The following is a 14,658-nucleotide window of genomic DNA, read 5'->3' as shown; positions in this document are numbered from 1 at the left end:
CGGTTGCCCTCCAGTGCCTGGTCCGCGTGAGTGGTCACACGGCGTCGCCTCTACATACGCTGCCGCGGCTTGCCGGGTTCAGGCGTACCGCGAAATTATCCGCCGCCGGATGCGGCGATCCCTCCCGTTTTGCGGGCGTTCATCCCACCCGCAGACCGTACAGCGACACCCGGTCGAGGCTATGGCCTCGACCGGGTGTCGTAGCTATGGGTCACCTGTGATGTTGCTGAAGAGTGAGCGACCTCAGACGGTGGCCTTGGCCCGCGACCGCGTGGCCCGGGCCTTGGGGGCCGCCTTGGCCGCGCTGCCGTTGGCCTTGGCCGCGCGGGCCGTCGCGGCCGACGCTCCCCCGGCCTCGCCCTCGAGACCCAGCACGTGCCGCAGGAACTGGCCCGTGTGGCTCTCGGGCACCTCGGCGAGCTCCTCGGGCGTGCCGGTGGCCAGCACCAGCCCACCCTTGCTGCCGCCCTCGGGACCCATGTCGATCAGCCAGTCGGCCGTCTTGATGACGTCGAGGTTGTGCTCGATCGTGATCACGGTGTTGCCCTTGTCGACCAGGCCGTTGAGCACCAGCAGCAGCTTGCGGATGTCTTCGAAGTGCAGGCCGGTGGTCGGCTCGTCGAGCACGTAGACCGTGCGGCCGGTCGACCTCTTCTGCAGCTCGGACGCCAGCTTGACGCGCTGGGCCTCGCCGCCGGACAGGGTCGGCGCGGGCTGGCCGAGCCGCACGTAGCCGAGGCCGACGTCGACCAGGGTCTTGAGGTGGCGGTGGATCGACGTGATGGGCTCGAAGAAGGTGGCCGCCTCCTCGATCGGCATCTCCAGCACCTCGGAGATCGTCTTGCCCTTGTAGTGCACCTCGAGCGTCTCGCGGTTGTACCGGGCGCCCTTGCACACCTCGCAGGGGACGTAGACGTCGGGCAGGAAGTTCATCTCGATCTTGATCGTGCCGTCGCCCGCGCAGTTCTCGCAGCGGCCACCCTTGACGTTGAACGAGAACCGGCCCGGGCCGTAGCCGCGCACCTTGGCCTCGGTCGTCTCGGCGAACAGCTTGCGGATGTTGTCGAAGACACCCGTGTACGTCGCCGGGTTGGACCGCGGGGTGCGGCCGATCGGCGACTGGTCGACGCCGACGACCTTGTCCACATTTTCCAGACCGGAGATGCGGGTGTGCCGGCCGGGCACCATGCGGGCGCCGTTGATCTGGTTGGCCAGCACCGTGTAGAGGATGTCGTTGACCAGCGTCGACTTGCCCGACCCGCTCACCCCGGTGACGGCGATGAACTGTCCGAGCGGGAAGCCGACGGTCAGGCCGCGCAGGTTGTGCTCGCGGGCGCCCTGCACGATCAGCTCGCGGCCCGGGGTCTGCGGGCGGCGGCCGGCCGGGGTCGGGATCGACTTGCGGCCCGACAGGTAGGCGCCGGTCGGGGACTTCTTGTTCTTCAGCAGGCCCTCGACCGAGCCGCTGTGCACGATGTGACCGCCGTGCTCACCGGCGCCGGGGCCGATGTCGACGATCCAGTCGGCGGTGCGGATCGTGTCCTCGTCGTGCTCGACCACGATCAGCGTGTTGCCCAGGTCGCGCAGCCGCACCAGCGTCTCGATGAGCCGGTGGTTGTCGCGCTGGTGCAGGCCGATCGACGGCTCGTCGAGCACGTAGAGCACGCCCACCAGGCCCGAGCCGATCTGGGTGGCGAGCCGGATGCGCTGGGCCTCGCCGCCCGACAGCGTGCCGGCGCCGCGGTCGAGGGACAAGTAGTCGAGGCCCACGTCGACCAGGAACTGCAGCCGGGCGTTGATCTCCTTGAGCACCCGCTCGGCGATCATCTTCTGCCGGTCGTCGAGCGCGATGCTCGCCAGCAGCTCGGCGCAGTCACCGATCGACAGGTTGCAGACCTCGGCGATGCTCTTGCCGGCGATCGTCACCGCGAGCACCTCGGGCTTGAGCCGCGTGCCGCCGCAGACCGGGCAGGGCACGTCGCGCATGTATCCCTCGTACTTGTCGCGGGACCACTCGCTCTCGGTGTCGTTGTGCCGCCGCTCGATCCACTGCACCACGCCCTCGAAGCCGGTGTAGTAGGAGCGCTCACGGCCGTACTTGTTGCGGTAGCGGACGTGGACCTGGTCTTCGGCGCCGTGCAGGATCGTTTTCTGCACGCGGGAGGAGAGCTGGCGCCACGGGGTGTCGATGCTGAACTTCTCGGACTTGGCCAGCGCCTCGAGCAGGCGCAGGAAGTATTCCTGGGTCTGGCCGCCGGCCCAGGGCTGGATCGCACCGTCGCGGATGCTGCGTTCCTCGTCCGGGATGATCAGCTCGGGGTCGACCTCTTTCTTGGTGCCCAGGCCGGTGCACTCCGGGCATGCGCCGTAGGGCGCGTTGAACGAGAAGACCCGGGGTTCGAGGTCCTCGATCGCCAGCGGGTGATCGTTCGGGCAGGCCAGGTGCTCGGAGAAGCGGCGCTCACGCTGCGGGTCGTCCTCGGGCAGGTCGACGAAGTCGAGCAGCACGATGCCGCCGGCCAGGCCGAGCGCCGACTCGATCGAGTCGGTGAGCCGCTGCTTGCTGCCCGCCTTGACGCTGAGCCGGTCGACCACCACCTCGATGGTGTGCTTCTCCTGCTTCTTGAGCTTCGGCGGCTCGGTCAGCGGGTGGACCACGCCGTCGACCCTCGCCCGCGCATAGCCCTTGGCCTGCAGCTCGGCGAACAGGTCGACGTACTCCCCCTTGCGGCCGCGGATCACCGGGGCCAGGACCATGAACCGGGTGCCCTCGTCCATGGCCAGGACCCGGTCGACGATCTGCTGCGGGGTCTGCTTGCTGATCCGCTCACCGCAGACCGGGCAGTGCGGGATGCCGGTGCGGGCGAAGAGCAGACGCAGATAGTCGTAGACCTCGGTGATGGTGCCGACCGTCGAGCGCGGGTTGCGCGAGGTCGATTTCTGGTCGATCGACACCGCCGGGGACAGGCCCTCGATGAAGTCGACGTCGGGCTTGTCCATCTGCCCGAGGAACTGCCGCGCGTAGGACGACAGGGACTCGACGTAGCGCCGCTGCCCCTCGGCGAAGATCGTGTCGAACGCGAGGCTGGACTTGCCGGAGCCGGACAGACCGGTGAACACGATCAGGGCGTCGCGGGGCAGGTCCAAGCTGACGTCGCGCAGGTTGTGCTCGCGCGCGCCTCGAATAGTCAAACGGTCGGCCACCAGCCAGCCTCTCCGTACAGGTGTTTGAAAAGAGCAGAGCCGCGGCCACTCTAGCCATGGGGTACGACAAGTTTCGCCGCCGACCGCGCCGTCCAGGTGCAGCGCTTGTCACATCGCGCTAATTCCCGCTGCTCGGAAGGCCTGAACGCCGCTTTCGGGTGGTCGTGGGCGACCGGCCCGAACTCACTCCTCCGGGGGAACCGGCAAGAAGCGTACGTCCCACAGCCGCACGCCGCCCACCTGCTGAGGCGGCCCCAGCGCGGCGGTGACGGTGTCGAGCAAAGGCCCCTCGTTGCGGCTGCCCGGGACCAGGACCACCACGGCGGCCCGCCAGAAGATCAGATCCTCGGTGATGCGGGCCTTGTCGCTGTCGGTCAGTTGCGGGCGCCGGCCGTACTCGCGTACCTGCCACAGCAGGTCGGAGGTGAACCGGCGCGGCGCGTTCCACGAGCCGGTGTCGTCGAGCGGCGGGTTGACCGGCCCCATGAAGTAGCCGCGGGGCACCCGGAAGTCGAGCCCGGACAGCGCCGCCCACCGCATGCCCGTGCGCCCCGATGTCACCTCGGGCAACGGCACGGTCACCAGGCTGCGGTCGCCGGTCACGTACTGCCGCCAGGTGCCCTGGGTCAGGAACGGCGGCAGCGGGTCGCCCTCGACGATCGGCAACGGCTTGGGGAACAGCGGCACCAGGGCCAGCACCAGCCCCACCAGCCAGAGCCGCCGTCCGCGGGTCGTGAAGGTGGGCAGCCGGTCGGTCGCCAGGGCGAGCAGCACACCGGCGATCGTCGCCGGCACCATCGCGAACCGGGTCACGCTGACCAGGTCGATGATCGGCACGTGGCTGATCAGCCCGAACGGCAGCGGGACGCCCGTGTCGTGGCCGAGAACCACCAGGTGGGGCCCCATCGACGCGATCAGCAGCACCAGCGCGGAGATGGCCAGGGCCCGGGCCGCGACCGAGCGCCACAGCACGACCACCGACGCGACCACCAGCACGAAGCCGACCGGGCCGAAGAACATGTTGTCCTCGGTGCCACTCACGCTCATCTGCCGGGTGAGCTCGGCGTTGCCGGCCACCGACTGCCGGGCGAAGCCGACCAGCGAGGCCAGGTCGGTCGCGTACTCGTCGGGAGCGAACGGCTGGCCGTGGTAGTTGCCCGGGGCGAAGAACTGATACCACAGCGGGTACGCCAGCAGGGCGCCCGAGACACCGACCGCCACCCCGAGACCGGCCAGCAGGTGCCGTGCCTCGGACCTGGCGCGGGCCGGGGCCATCAGCGCGTACGCAACGACGAAGACCCCGAGGGCGAGCGCGGTGAACAGCAGGCTTTCCTCGTTGATGAACACCTGCACGACGATCAGCAGGCCGAGGACGACCCCGCCGCACCAGTGCCGGCCGGGCTCGCGCAGCCGCAGCGCCTGCCAGACGATGAACGGCAGCACCCACTGGCTGACGAAGTTCACATGCCCGTTGGCGTGCGAGACCATGGTCGGCGCGAAGCCGCACCACAGCCCGCCGATCCAGGCCGCGACCCGGCTCGTCACCAGGTGGCGGGAAAGCACCCAATACCAGGCGAAGGCCGTGCCGGCCAGGCCGAGCGTGATCAGCAGCGCGACCGAGAACCCGGGCCCGAACCAGTGCGTGACCGGGGCCAGCGGCAGGCTCAGGGCCAACACCGACGTGTTGGCCATCATGTTGACGCCGTCGGGCACGTTGAGCCGGTCGCTGAAGAACGGGTTGGCCCCGTGGAACAGCACCCGCTCGCCGTGGGCCAGCATGAACAGGAAGACGCCGTGGTCGTCGTCGTTGGTGGCCAGCACCCGGCCGTTCGGGTCGCGCCACAACCGGATCGTCACCAGCAGGGCGAGAGCCGCGTAACACAGCCCGGCCCAGAGATCGACCCGGGAGCGCCGGGGAGCGGGCGTCTCGGGCCGCGGACCGGCGCTCTCGACGACTTCCTCCACCGCACGCACCGGAGCATTGTGACAGAGCGGTCTGTCAGGAACGCCTGCGGCGGTGCCCGGCCGCCCCGGCCAGCCGGGCCGTCTGCCGGGCCGACTCGACCTCGATCTCGTGCCGCAGCCGGGACCAGCTGGCCAGCCGCCGGGGCGCGAGCGAGCCGTCGGCGACCGCGAGCGTCACCGCGCAGCCCGGCTCCGCGTCGTGCCGGCAGTCGTCGAAGCGGCACCCCCCGGCCAGCGCGGTGATGTCGGCGAAGGCCCGGCTGAGCCCCTGCGCGGTGTCGAGCAGACCGACCCCGCGGATGCCCGGCGTGTCCAGCACGGCGCCGCCGCCGGCCAGCAGGACCAGATTCCGGTACGCCGTGGTGTGCCGGCCCTTGCCGTCCCCCTCGCGGATCTGCTGGACCGGCATCACCGGCGTGCCGGCCAGCGCGTTGACCAGCGTCGACTTGCCGGCGCCGGAACGACCGAGCAGCGCCAGGGTGCGGCCCTTCCCCGCGTACGACCGCAGTTGCTCGACGCCCAGCGCCAGCCGCGCGCTCACCGCGACCACCGGCACACCCGGCGCGATCTCGGCCACCTGCCGGGTGATCGCCTCGGGATCGGCCGACGTGTCGGCCTTGGTCAGCACCAGCAGCGGCCGGGCGCCGGACTCCCAGGCCAGGGCGAGCAGGCGCTCGATGCGCGCGTCGTCGGGCTCGGGGTGGATCGGCTCGACGACGGCGACCGTGTCCATGTTCGCGGCGAGGACCTGGCCGGTGCTGTCCTTGTCGGAGGTGCGGCGGATCAGACAGGTCCGCCGGGGCAGGACCGCCTCGACCGTGATCCGCCGGTCGGGCCAGTGCCGCTGCACCACCCAGTCGCCGGCGCAGGGCAGCCGGGCCGGGTCTTTCGCGGCCGTGAGCAGCACGGCGCCGCCCAGACTGGCGCGGCCGACGCCGGTCGCGCCGAACACGGTGCAGACGCCGCGGTCGGCCCGCAGCACGCGGCCGGCGGAGGTGTCGGAGCGGTCGAAGGGACGGTATGCGGATGCGAGGGACTCGTCCCAGCCCAGCTGGGACAGATCGTGCGACATGGGAACCCGTTTCGGGAAGGGAGGACGCCGGACCCGCGGGTCAGGCGGATGCCTCCGGGTGAAGGGACGCCAGAACGAACAGCACGCTCCCCACCTCCTCCGCGAATCTGACCGACGCGTCAGCACAGACGGTACGGACGCGGCTACCCCAGCGAAAGCGATTTCCGTTCCACTAGGGTTCAAGGCGTGACGCCATCTCAGTTGTCATGCCGTCCCGGCCCTCGCTGCGCTCGGTGCAGTCCGTCATGACTGAATTTCAGTTGTCATGCCGTCCCGGCCCTCGCTGCGCTCGGTGCAGTCCGTCATGACGATGGATCCGCTGGTCTTGTTGACGGATGTCGACCGGGCGACCGACGACCTGCTGCGGACGGTGGCCGACCTGGAACCGGCGGCGGTGGGTTCGCCGTCGCGGCTGCCCGGGTGGACCGTCGGGCATGTGCTCACCCATGTGGCCCGCAACGCCGACGCGATGACCAACCTGCTGACCTGGGCTCGCACCGGGGTCGAGACCCCGCCGTACGCGTCCCCCGACGCGCGCGAGGCCGGCCTGCAGGAGGGCGCGGACCGCCCGCTGCGCGAGCAGATCGAGGACATCCGCGCCTCGCACGAGCGTTTCGCCGACGCCGCGGCGGCCATGCCGGCCGCGGCCTGGGCGTTCTTCCTGCCCCCGCTGGAGCAGTCGGCCGCGGCGGTGCCGTGGGCGCGGCTGCGCGAGGTGACCGTGCACCACGTCGACCTCGGGCTCGGCTACACGGCGGGTGACTGGTCCGACGCCTTCGCGCTGCGCCTGCTGCGCGAGATCGTCGCCGGGGCGGGCGCCGACTGGCCGGCGGTGCAGCTGCGGCCGTACGGCATCGAGCACGCGCTGACCATCGGGGCCGAGCCCCGGCCGCCGGTCGTCGGCGGACCGACCAGATCGATCGCGGCCTGGCTCGCGGGCCGGGCCGACGGCGCCGACCTGACCGTGTCGCCGGACGGCGTACTCCCGACACCGGCGAGGTGGCGGTGACCTCGAGGAGCGAGCACATGACCTATACCGGAGAAGTGACCCGCGGCGGGCAGCCGGCCGTTCGCGACCTGGGCAGCCTGACGATCGTCAAGGTGTCGGTCGGCGAGATGGACAACAACGCCTACCTGCTGCGCAGCGGTGACGAGCAGATCCTGATCGACGCGGCGAACGACGCCCGGACGCTGATCGACCTGGCCGGCGAGGCCGGGCTGGAGACGGTGGTGACGACCCACCGGCACGGCGACCACTGGCAGGCGCTGGCCGAGGTGGTCGAGGCGACCGGCGCCGCCTCGCTGGCCCATGCCGACGACGCCGCCGAGATCCCGGTCGTCACCGGCACGCTGCGCGAGGGCGCCCTGGTCGCGGTGGGTGAGCACGCCCTCGAGGTGATCCACCTGGTCGGCCACACGCCCGGGTCGATCGCCCTGCTCTTCCAGGACCCGCGGGGCACCGCCCACCTCTTCACCGGGGACAGCCTCTTCCCGGGCGGGGTCGGCAACACCCGCGGCAACAAGGACAACTTCCGGACGCTGCTCGACGACGTCGAGCTGAAGCTGTTCAACCGGCTGCCCGACGACACCTGGTTCTACCCCGGCCACGGCAACGACTCCACCCTCGGCCGGGAGCGCCCGCACCTGGCCGAATGGCGCGACCGGGGCTGGTAGCCGCTCACCGACGGCCGGATCGGGCCGATCAGGGAGATGTGCGACGCGTCCCCCTGTTCCTGGCGCCGGCCCTGGCCACGGCCGCGGGTCTCGTCTCCGCGCTCCGGCCGGGCAGCGCGGCGGCGCAGTGGTCGTACCAGATCGTCTTCACGATTCTGGTCGCCCTGGCCTGGACGAGGTGGCGGGCAATGCGGGGTCCGGCGCGTTCCGGGTACGCCCTGATCGCGGCGGCGCTGTCGGTGTGGCTGGCCGGCGACGTGCTCTACGAGATCCTCAGCCGGCTGACCGAGCTGGGCGATGTGTCGGTCTGTGACGCGCTCTGGATCGCGGGCTATCCGCTGCTGGCCACCGGGCTGGTCCGGCTCGCCCAGGTGCGCGCGCCGGGCCGGCTGAGCGAGGGCGTCCTCGACGCGCTGGCGATGGCCACCGCGGTCGCCTGGCTGTGCTGGCAGTTCGTGATCCTGCCGGCGGTCGAGAACGAGCGGTTGTCGCTCGCGGTGCTGGCCACCGCCTTCTACCCGCTCGGGGACGTGCTGCTGTTCGCGGCGGTCGTGGCCCTGGTGCTGGTGCCCGGGTCCAAACGCGGGCCGACTCCCTATCTGGTCCTGGCGCTGGCGGTGACCCTGGTCGGGGACTTCACCCTCTCGGTCCTGCCCGAGCTGTCCCCCGGCCTCTATGACGACGCCCACGCGGAACGGCTGGACGGCCTGCTGCTGCTGGGCAACAGCCTCCTCGTGGCCGCGATCATGCATCCCGACGCCGGGCGGGGCGCCGATCACGCCGTCCGGGACGAGCGGCTGCACCCGGCCCGGGTGACGTTCCTGGGCATCGCGCTGGTGGTGCTGCCGATCACGGCCGGCCTGGGCGGCTTCCACAGCCTGCTCAGCCGGCTCTCGCTGATCTGCTCGGTCGTGCTGCTGAGCGGGCTGGTCCTGGCCCGGTTCGTCGCGCTGGTCCGCGAGCAGGAGCGGATCCGGGCCGTGCTGATGCATCAGGCCGAGCACGACCAGCTCACCGGGCTGGCCAACCGGCCGGCGTTGCTGACACGCCTCGAACACGCGCTGGCCCGGCCCCGCGACGACGACTTCGGGCCGGTGCTGCTCTACCTCGACCTCAACGGCTTCAAGCAGGTCAACGACCGGTACGGGCATGCGGCGGGCGACTTCGTGCTGGTCGAGTGCGCCCGCCGGCTGGTGGCCGCGCTGCGTCCCGTCGACGTGGTGGCCCGGCTCGGCGGCGACGAGTTCGTGGTGCTGGTGGACGACGTTCCCGACGAGCGGCAGGCCCGGGCCCTGGCCGACCGCCTGCGGCGCCTGGTGGCCGAGCCGGTGCGCCGGGGCGACGACGAGTACCGGATCGGGGTGAGCATCGGCGTCGCCGCCGCCGGGCGGCTCCTCCAGCCCGACGCCGACGCCCTGCTCGCCGCGGCCGACCTGGAGATGTACGCCGAGAAGACCCCGCGTCAGCTCGTCGTGAACCCGCCGAGCAGGCCCGTGTAGCGCTTGGCGGGCGGCCGGGCGTACTCCCCGCGCGCCGAGGTCCGCAGGCCCAGCGTGATCAGCGACTGCACGAGCAGGGTGGCCGCGGCCACGCCGTCGATCACCGGCACCCCGAGCTCGTCGGCGACGTCGGCGACCAGGGCGGCCAGGCCCGCGCACCCGAGGACGACCACGTCCGAGCCGTCCCGGTCCAGGGCGTCGCGGGCCAGGGCCACCACCCGTTTGCGGGCGGCCGGATCGGTCTCCAGCTCGAGGACCGGGATGTCGCAGGCGTGGACGCCGCGGCAGGCGCCCGCGGCCACGTAGCGCGCGGCCAGATCGTGCGCTCGTCCCCGCGTACGGGAAAGGGTCGTGACCACGCTGAAACCGCGACCGACCAGCGTGGCCGCGTGCATCGCGGCCTCGGCGATGCCGACCACCGGGCCGGTCGCCAGCTCGCGGGCGGCGTCGAGGCCGGGGTCGCCGAAGCAGGCCAGCACATGACCGTCGGCCCCCGACCGTTCGCCCTCGGCGATCGCGGCCAGCACCCCGGGCACGGCCAGCGCCTCGTCGTAGTGGCTTTCGATCGAGGCCGGTCCCATCGCCGGCGTGACCGCGTCGACGACGGTGCCCGGACCGGCGACGGCCCGGGCACTCGCGGCGATCAGCGCGGTCATCGACTCCGTGGTGTTGGGGTTGACGACCTGGATTCTCATGCGACCGTGGTCTCCCGCGCCGCCGCCGTCCTCCGGGCCAGCGACAGGTAGACGACGAAGCCGAGGCCCATCCCGATGAACCAGCTGTACTGCGCGGTGGTGTGCATGCCGGGCCCGCCGGTCCACAGCACCGGCACCATCGCGATGATCGCGCCGGCCGCGGTCGCGATGATCGCCGGCGGGTTGTAGCCCTTCTTGTAGTGGTAGCGGCCGTCGGGAGCCATCGTGAACATGGCGTCGACGTCGACCTGCTGCCGGCGGATCAGGTAGTAGTCGGCGATCAGCACGCCGAACAGCGGGCCGATGAAGGCGCCCAGCGTCTCGAGCGTGTAGTGGATGACCTCCGGGTTGTTGTAGAGGTTCCACGGGGTGATCAGCACCGAGCCGACCGCGGCGATCATGCCGCCCATCCGCCAGCTGATCCGCTGCGGGCTGACGTTGGAGAAGTCGAAGGCCGGCGAGATGAAGTTCGCGACGATGTTGATGCCGATCGTGGCGATGGTGAACGTCAGCGCGCCCAGGGCGATCGCGAACGTGCTGTCGATGCGGGCCACCGTCGTGACCGGGTCGGTGATCAGCTCGCCGAAGACCGGCAGGGTCAGCGACGCGGTCACGACCACCAGGATGGAGAAGAACAGGAAGTTGAGCGGCAGGCCGAGCAGGTTGCCCCGCTTGACCGCGCCGAACGACTTGCCGTACCGGGAGAAGTCGCCGAAGTTGAGCATCGGACCGGAGAAGTACGAGACCACGAGCGCGACGGCGCCGAGCATGACCGGCACCGCGTCCCAGCCGTGGTACTTCACGTCGCCCAGGTTGAGGTCGATCTGGCTCCAGCCGGCCTTGTAGATCAGGTAGCCGCAGAGCAGCACCATGACGACGTAGACAGCCGGGCCGCAGAAGTCGATGAACTTGCGGATCGTCTCCATGCCGGTCCAGAACACCGCCGCCTGCAGGACCCAGAGCAGGGCGTACGTGCACCAGCCGAGCAGCGGCAGGCCGAGGAAACCGTACTGGTCGACGTCGGCGTACGGGGCCAGGCCGGGCCAGAACTTGAGGACCACGATGTCGAGGGCGGCCGAGGCCAGGTACGTCTGGATGCCGTACCAGGCGACGGCGATCGCGCCGCGGATGATGGCCGGCACGTTGGCGCCGAGCACCCCGAACGCGACCCGGTTGATCACCGGGTAGGGCACGCCGGTGACCTGGCTCGGCTTGGCCACGAGGTTGCAGAAGAAGTAGACGATCGTGATGCCGGCCAGCAGCGAGACGAGCACCTGCCAGCTCGACAGGCCCAGCGCGAACAGGCTGCCCGCGGTCACGTAGCCGCCGACGCTGTGCACGTCGGACATCCAGAAGGCGAAGATGTTGTAGGAGCCCCAGTGCTGTCTCCTCAGGGGCGCCAGATCCTCGTTGGTCAGACGCGGATCGTACGAAGGTTTGATGACGCCGCTGCCGACCGGCATGCCGGCGGCTTCGACCACGTCCTGGGGCTTGCTCGTTGTGATGTCGGCCATGGCCGTCACGCTAGAAATTCGCTGTTTCAGCGCGATGAGCGCAAATATATATCTTCAGCCTTCGATCTCGAACAGGCCGGTGTCCTGCGGCAACGCGCCGATCGCGGTCTGCAGCCGGTGGTGGTGGGCGGCGAAGACGGCGGTCAGCGCCTCGGCGTCGCGGGCGCAGAAGGCGGCGAGCATGCCCGCGTGATCGGCGTGCAGCACCTCCCGTTCGGCGCTGCCCAGGTGCGACATCGGCTGCAGCGGCTCGGTCTGGTTCCAGGCCAGGTCGAGCATGTGCAGCAGGCGCCGCATCCGGCACGGCCGGATCAGCGCCAGGTGGAACCGCCGGCTCTCCCGGTGGTAACGCTTCCCGTCGTACGCCCCGATCGCCTCGTCGAGGGCGCCGTGGGCCGACCGGGCCTGCTCGTCGTCGTCGGCGCAGGCCAGCTCGACGGCCGCGCGCAGCCCGGCCGTCTCCAGGGCCTCGCGCACCAGGTAGATCTCGGCGAACTCGTGGGCCGTCATCAGGGCAACGCGGTAGCCGCCGTTGGGCCGGTGATCGACCAGGCCCTCCCCGATCAGGGTCATCAGAGCTTCCCGTACGGGGATGCGGCTCACCCCGAAGGCGGTCGCGACGGCGTCGACCGGGATGGCGGAGCCCGGCGGCACCTGCCCGTCCAGGATGATGCCGCGCAACTCGTCGAGCAGGACGTCCCGCGGGCGGCCGAGGGGCCGGTCGGCCAGCCGCGAGATCAGGATCGACCGGCGGCGGGGACCTGGCATGCCCGGACCCTAGACCCGGCGGGTTACAGGCCCTTTACCGTTTCCGCGAAGAACGCGCGCCGCCGCGGCTCGCGCAGTCTCCGCCCTGAGCGGAAGGGAGCGCCGGGATCGGTGGGGCTGGATAGGCTGAGAGCGCCCCGCAGTGTGATCGGCGCGGGTCCCGGGAGGTGTGTGCGGTGGAGATGCGGCACGATCCGACGCGCTGGGGCCAGCCCCAGCCGCAGCAGCCCGAGCCGTGGCAGCCGCCGGGCATGGCCGGCTGGCTCGAGGAGAAACTGTTCGATCAGCGCATCGTGCTGATCCGCGGGCAGCTCACCGCCGAGAGCGCCACCGGCATCGCCGCCGCGCTGCTGACCCTCGACGCCGCCGGGCCCGCGCCGGTGCAGATGCACCTGGCCAGCCAGGGCGGCGAGCTCGGCGCCGCGCTGTCGGTCATCGACATCATCGACGCGATGACCGCTCCCGTGCACGCCGTCGTCACCTCGCAGGCCGGCGGCGCCGTGGTCGCGCTGCTGGCGGCGGCCGAGCGGCGGGCCGCCTACCGGCACGCCCGGTTCAAGCTCAACGAGCCCCGGTCGTCCGGTTTCGCCGGGACGGCCGACGAGGTCGCCCGGGCCGCCGGGCAGCACCTGCGCGAGCTCGAGGAGCTCACGCTCCGGCTGGTCGAGGTCACCGGCCAGCCGCGCAACCGGATCGAGGACGACATGTCGGCCGGGCGCAGCCTCACCGCGCAGGAGGCCCTGGACTACGGGCTGATCGACGAGATCGTCGGCAAGGCCTGAAAAACGGGCCCCGGGACGACCCGGGGCCCGTTTCTCAGGTGCTGAATCCGTCTTTCTCAGGTGCTGAATCCGTCAGATGCCGGATCCGTCGGATCAGGAAGCGAGCTTCACGCCCATGGAGCGGGCGGTGCCGGCGACGATCTGGATCGCGGCGTCGATGTCGTTCGCGTTGAGGTCGGGGAGCTTGCGCTCGGCGATCTCCTTGACCTGCGTGTTGCTCAGCGTGCCGACGGTCTGGGTCAGCGGGTTGGAAGCGCCCGACTGGATGCCCAGAGCCTTGCGGATCAGGAAGCTCGTCGGCGGCGTCTTGTAGATCAGCGAGTGGCTGCGGTCCTCGTAGACGCTGACGATCACCGGAATGATCTCGCCGCGGTTCTTCGCCGTCGCCTCGTCGTACTCGACCTTGACCGCACGCATGTTGGCCCCGGTCGGACCAAGCATCTTGCCGAGGTCGACCATCGCGGCGTTACCCGCCTCAAGCGCGAGGGTCACCTCATGGGTCTTTTTCTTGGGCGGCATTGCGTAAGGCTCCTTAAGGTGAGCTGCACGGGCCGTTTATAGATCGCAGCTCGCCAGCTTCTTCGACACACGACAACCCCGAGACCTTACACTCGCCGCGTTCAGCGGGTCAAAAGAGGTCCCGGGTACTGCCATCCAGTGTATCCCGGCCGTCAGAACTGGTCGCACTCGCACCGGTTCATCAGCGAACGCACCGCCGCCACGTACTGAGGATTGGGCAGGGTCCGGCTCTCCGCCGCCGCCTCGATACCGCCCTGACCTGCGTTGTAGCCCGAGATGACGACGTTGAGCAGGCACCACGACGTGTGCGACTTGCACTTGCCCGGGCTGAGGTTGTAGTTCTCCTTGAAGTAGTTCTGGCCCGCCCACCGGGTGAACCACGCGATGTAGTTGGCGCCCACGAACGCGTTGTCCTTGTAGTTCTGGGCGTCGTACTGCAGGCCGAACCGATTGTTGATCATGTCGACGGTGTCGGGCATCACCTGCATGACCCCGGTGCCGCCGTCGCAGTTGTGGATGTTGGTCTGCCAGCCGCTCTCCTGCCAGGCGATGGCCTTGACGAGCGGATAGTTCAACTTCAAGGTCGGAGCCTCGGTACGCCAGTAGACGCGCGCCGAGGCGGCCTTGAGCGCCTTCTTGACCGTCTTGCGCGGGACCGGCTTGGTCTTGTCGCGGCGGGCGCACGCGGGCAGCTCGCTCCAGAACACCGGCTGGGTCGGCTCGGCGGCCGCGGGCGGCTTGCTCGTCGGTCTCTTCGACGGCTTCCTCGCCGGCTTCGACGTGGTCACCTCGGGCTCGGGCGTCGGCTCCTCCGCGACCGGATCGGCCGTCTCGCCCGGGGTCTCGGACACCTCGGCCGCCACCGGAGCGGCCACCTCGTCATCCTTGCCGCCGACCAGCCCGCACCCCGTGACCATGAGCAGCGCGGCCACCGCCGCGCCCAGTTTCCGTCCTCGCGTCATCAAC

At 70.6% G+C, this 14,658-nt stretch carries 12 protein-coding genes; 4 read left to right on the top strand and 8 right to left on the bottom strand.

What is annotated here, in order from left to right:
• Positions 1–243: 243 nt before the first annotated feature.
• The 3 genes from uvrA to rsgA form a co-directional block, all read right to left on the bottom strand.
• Positions 244–3,204, bottom strand: coding sequence for an excinuclease ABC subunit UvrA (uvrA, locus tag HJC40_RS02395; protein WP_249997935.1), 2,961 nt, complete (start codon positions 3,202–3,204; stop codon positions 244–246).
• Between the two features lie 183 nt (positions 3,205–3,387).
• On the bottom strand, positions 3,388–5,178 hold the full coding sequence (locus HJC40_RS02390) for a glycosyltransferase family 87 protein (protein ID WP_249997934.1): 1,791 nt from the start codon (positions 5,176–5,178) through the stop codon (positions 3,388–3,390).
• Positions 5,179–5,203: 25 nt separating this feature from the next.
• Positions 5,204–6,241: a ribosome small subunit-dependent GTPase A gene (gene rsgA, locus HJC40_RS02385; RefSeq protein ID WP_249997933.1), complete on the bottom strand. Its 1,038-nt coding sequence runs from the start codon at positions 6,239–6,241 to the stop codon at positions 5,204–5,206.
• A gap of 304 nt (positions 6,242–6,545) precedes the next feature.
• Here rsgA and HJC40_RS02380 point away from each other — a divergent pair, with 304 nt between their 5' ends.
• The 3 genes from HJC40_RS02380 to HJC40_RS45990 are packed head-to-tail and all read left to right on the top strand — an operon-like array spanning position 6,546 to position 9,414.
• Positions 6,546–7,250: a maleylpyruvate isomerase family mycothiol-dependent enzyme gene (locus tag HJC40_RS02380; RefSeq protein WP_249997932.1), complete on the top strand. Its 705-nt coding sequence runs from the start codon at positions 6,546–6,548 to the stop codon at positions 7,248–7,250.
• 17 nt (positions 7,251–7,267) lie between these two features.
• On the top strand, positions 7,268–7,915 hold the full coding sequence (locus HJC40_RS02375; protein WP_249997931.1) for an MBL fold metallo-hydrolase: 648 nt from the start codon (positions 7,268–7,270) through the stop codon (positions 7,913–7,915).
• Positions 7,916–7,953: 38 nt separating this feature from the next.
• Positions 7,954–9,414 (top strand): GGDEF domain-containing protein, encoded by a 1,461-nt coding sequence (locus HJC40_RS45990; RefSeq protein WP_249997930.1) that lies wholly within the window; start codon positions 7,954–7,956, stop codon positions 9,412–9,414.
• Here the strand turns inward: HJC40_RS45990 and HJC40_RS02365 are convergent.
• Genes HJC40_RS02365 through HJC40_RS02355 form a run of 3 tightly spaced genes read right to left on the bottom strand, consistent with a single transcriptional unit; the run spans position 9,378 to position 12,391 of the window.
• The gene (locus HJC40_RS02365) at positions 9,378–10,109 is read right to left on the bottom strand and encodes an aspartate/glutamate racemase family protein (protein WP_249997929.1); all 732 of its coding nucleotides are present in this window, start codon (positions 10,107–10,109) and stop codon (positions 9,378–9,380) included. The genes HJC40_RS45990 and HJC40_RS02365 overlap by 37 nt on opposite strands.
• Positions 10,106–11,623 (bottom strand): NCS1 family nucleobase:cation symporter-1, encoded by a 1,518-nt coding sequence (locus tag HJC40_RS02360; protein ID WP_249997928.1) that lies wholly within the window; start codon positions 11,621–11,623, stop codon positions 10,106–10,108. The genes HJC40_RS02365 and HJC40_RS02360 overlap by 4 nt, the downstream gene beginning before the upstream one ends.
• A gap of 54 nt (positions 11,624–11,677) precedes the next feature.
• The gene (locus HJC40_RS02355; RefSeq protein WP_249997927.1) at positions 11,678–12,391 is read right to left on the bottom strand and encodes a GntR family transcriptional regulator; all 714 of its coding nucleotides are present in this window, start codon (positions 12,389–12,391) and stop codon (positions 11,678–11,680) included.
• Positions 12,392–12,573: 182 nt separating this feature from the next.
• Here HJC40_RS02355 and HJC40_RS02350 point away from each other — a divergent pair, with 182 nt between their 5' ends.
• Complete coding sequence (locus HJC40_RS02350; RefSeq protein WP_249998216.1) at positions 12,574–13,173, top strand: ATP-dependent Clp protease proteolytic subunit; 600 nt, start codon at positions 12,574–12,576, stop codon at positions 13,171–13,173.
• 93 nt (positions 13,174–13,266) lie between these two features.
• On the opposite strand, the gene HJC40_RS02345 is transcribed toward HJC40_RS02350, so the two are convergent.
• Complete coding sequence (locus HJC40_RS02345; RefSeq protein ID WP_249997926.1) at positions 13,267–13,692, bottom strand: uL11 family ribosomal protein; 426 nt, start codon at positions 13,690–13,692, stop codon at positions 13,267–13,269.
• Between the two features lie 152 nt (positions 13,693–13,844).
• Positions 13,845–14,654: a transglycosylase SLT domain-containing protein gene (locus HJC40_RS02340; protein ID WP_249997925.1), complete on the bottom strand. Its 810-nt coding sequence runs from the start codon at positions 14,652–14,654 to the stop codon at positions 13,845–13,847.
• Between the last annotated feature and the right edge of the window lie 4 nt (positions 14,655–14,658).

Origin of the sequence: Actinoplanes sp. M2I2, assembly GCF_023544445.1 — a bacterium.
Classification (GTDB): Bacteria; Actinomycetota; Actinomycetes; order Mycobacteriales; family Micromonosporaceae; genus Actinoplanes.
This window is presented reverse-complemented; position numbering and strand designations above follow the sequence as displayed.

What these genes read in the sequence shown, in the direction of transcription:
- HJC40_RS02380 (WP_249997932.1), top strand. Translation starts at nt 6,546, where the DNA reads ATGACGATGGATCCGCTGGTCTTGTTGACGGATGTCGACCGGGCGACC.
- HJC40_RS02345 (WP_249997926.1), bottom strand. Translation starts at nt 13,692, where the DNA reads ATGCCGCCCAAGAAAAAGACCCATGAGGTGACCCTCGCGCTTGAGGCG.
- HJC40_RS02375 (WP_249997931.1), top strand. Translation starts at nt 7,268, where the DNA reads ATGACCTATACCGGAGAAGTGACCCGCGGCGGGCAGCCGGCCGTTCGC.
- HJC40_RS02340 (WP_249997925.1), bottom strand. Translation starts at nt 14,654, where the DNA reads ATGACGCGAGGACGGAAACTGGGCGCGGCGGTGGCCGCGCTGCTCATG.
- HJC40_RS02350 (WP_249998216.1), top strand. Translation starts at nt 12,574, where the DNA reads ATGCGGCACGATCCGACGCGCTGGGGCCAGCCCCAGCCGCAGCAGCCC.
- HJC40_RS02355 (WP_249997927.1), bottom strand. Translation starts at nt 12,391, where the DNA reads ATGCCAGGTCCCCGCCGCCGGTCGATCCTGATCTCGCGGCTGGCCGAC.
- rsgA (WP_249997933.1), bottom strand. Translation starts at nt 6,241, where the DNA reads ATGTCGCACGATCTGTCCCAGCTGGGCTGGGACGAGTCCCTCGCATCC.
- HJC40_RS02365 (WP_249997929.1), bottom strand. Translation starts at nt 10,109, where the DNA reads ATGAGAATCCAGGTCGTCAACCCCAACACCACGGAGTCGATGACCGCG.
- HJC40_RS02360 (WP_249997928.1), bottom strand. Translation starts at nt 11,623, where the DNA reads ATGGCCGACATCACAACGAGCAAGCCCCAGGACGTGGTCGAAGCCGCC.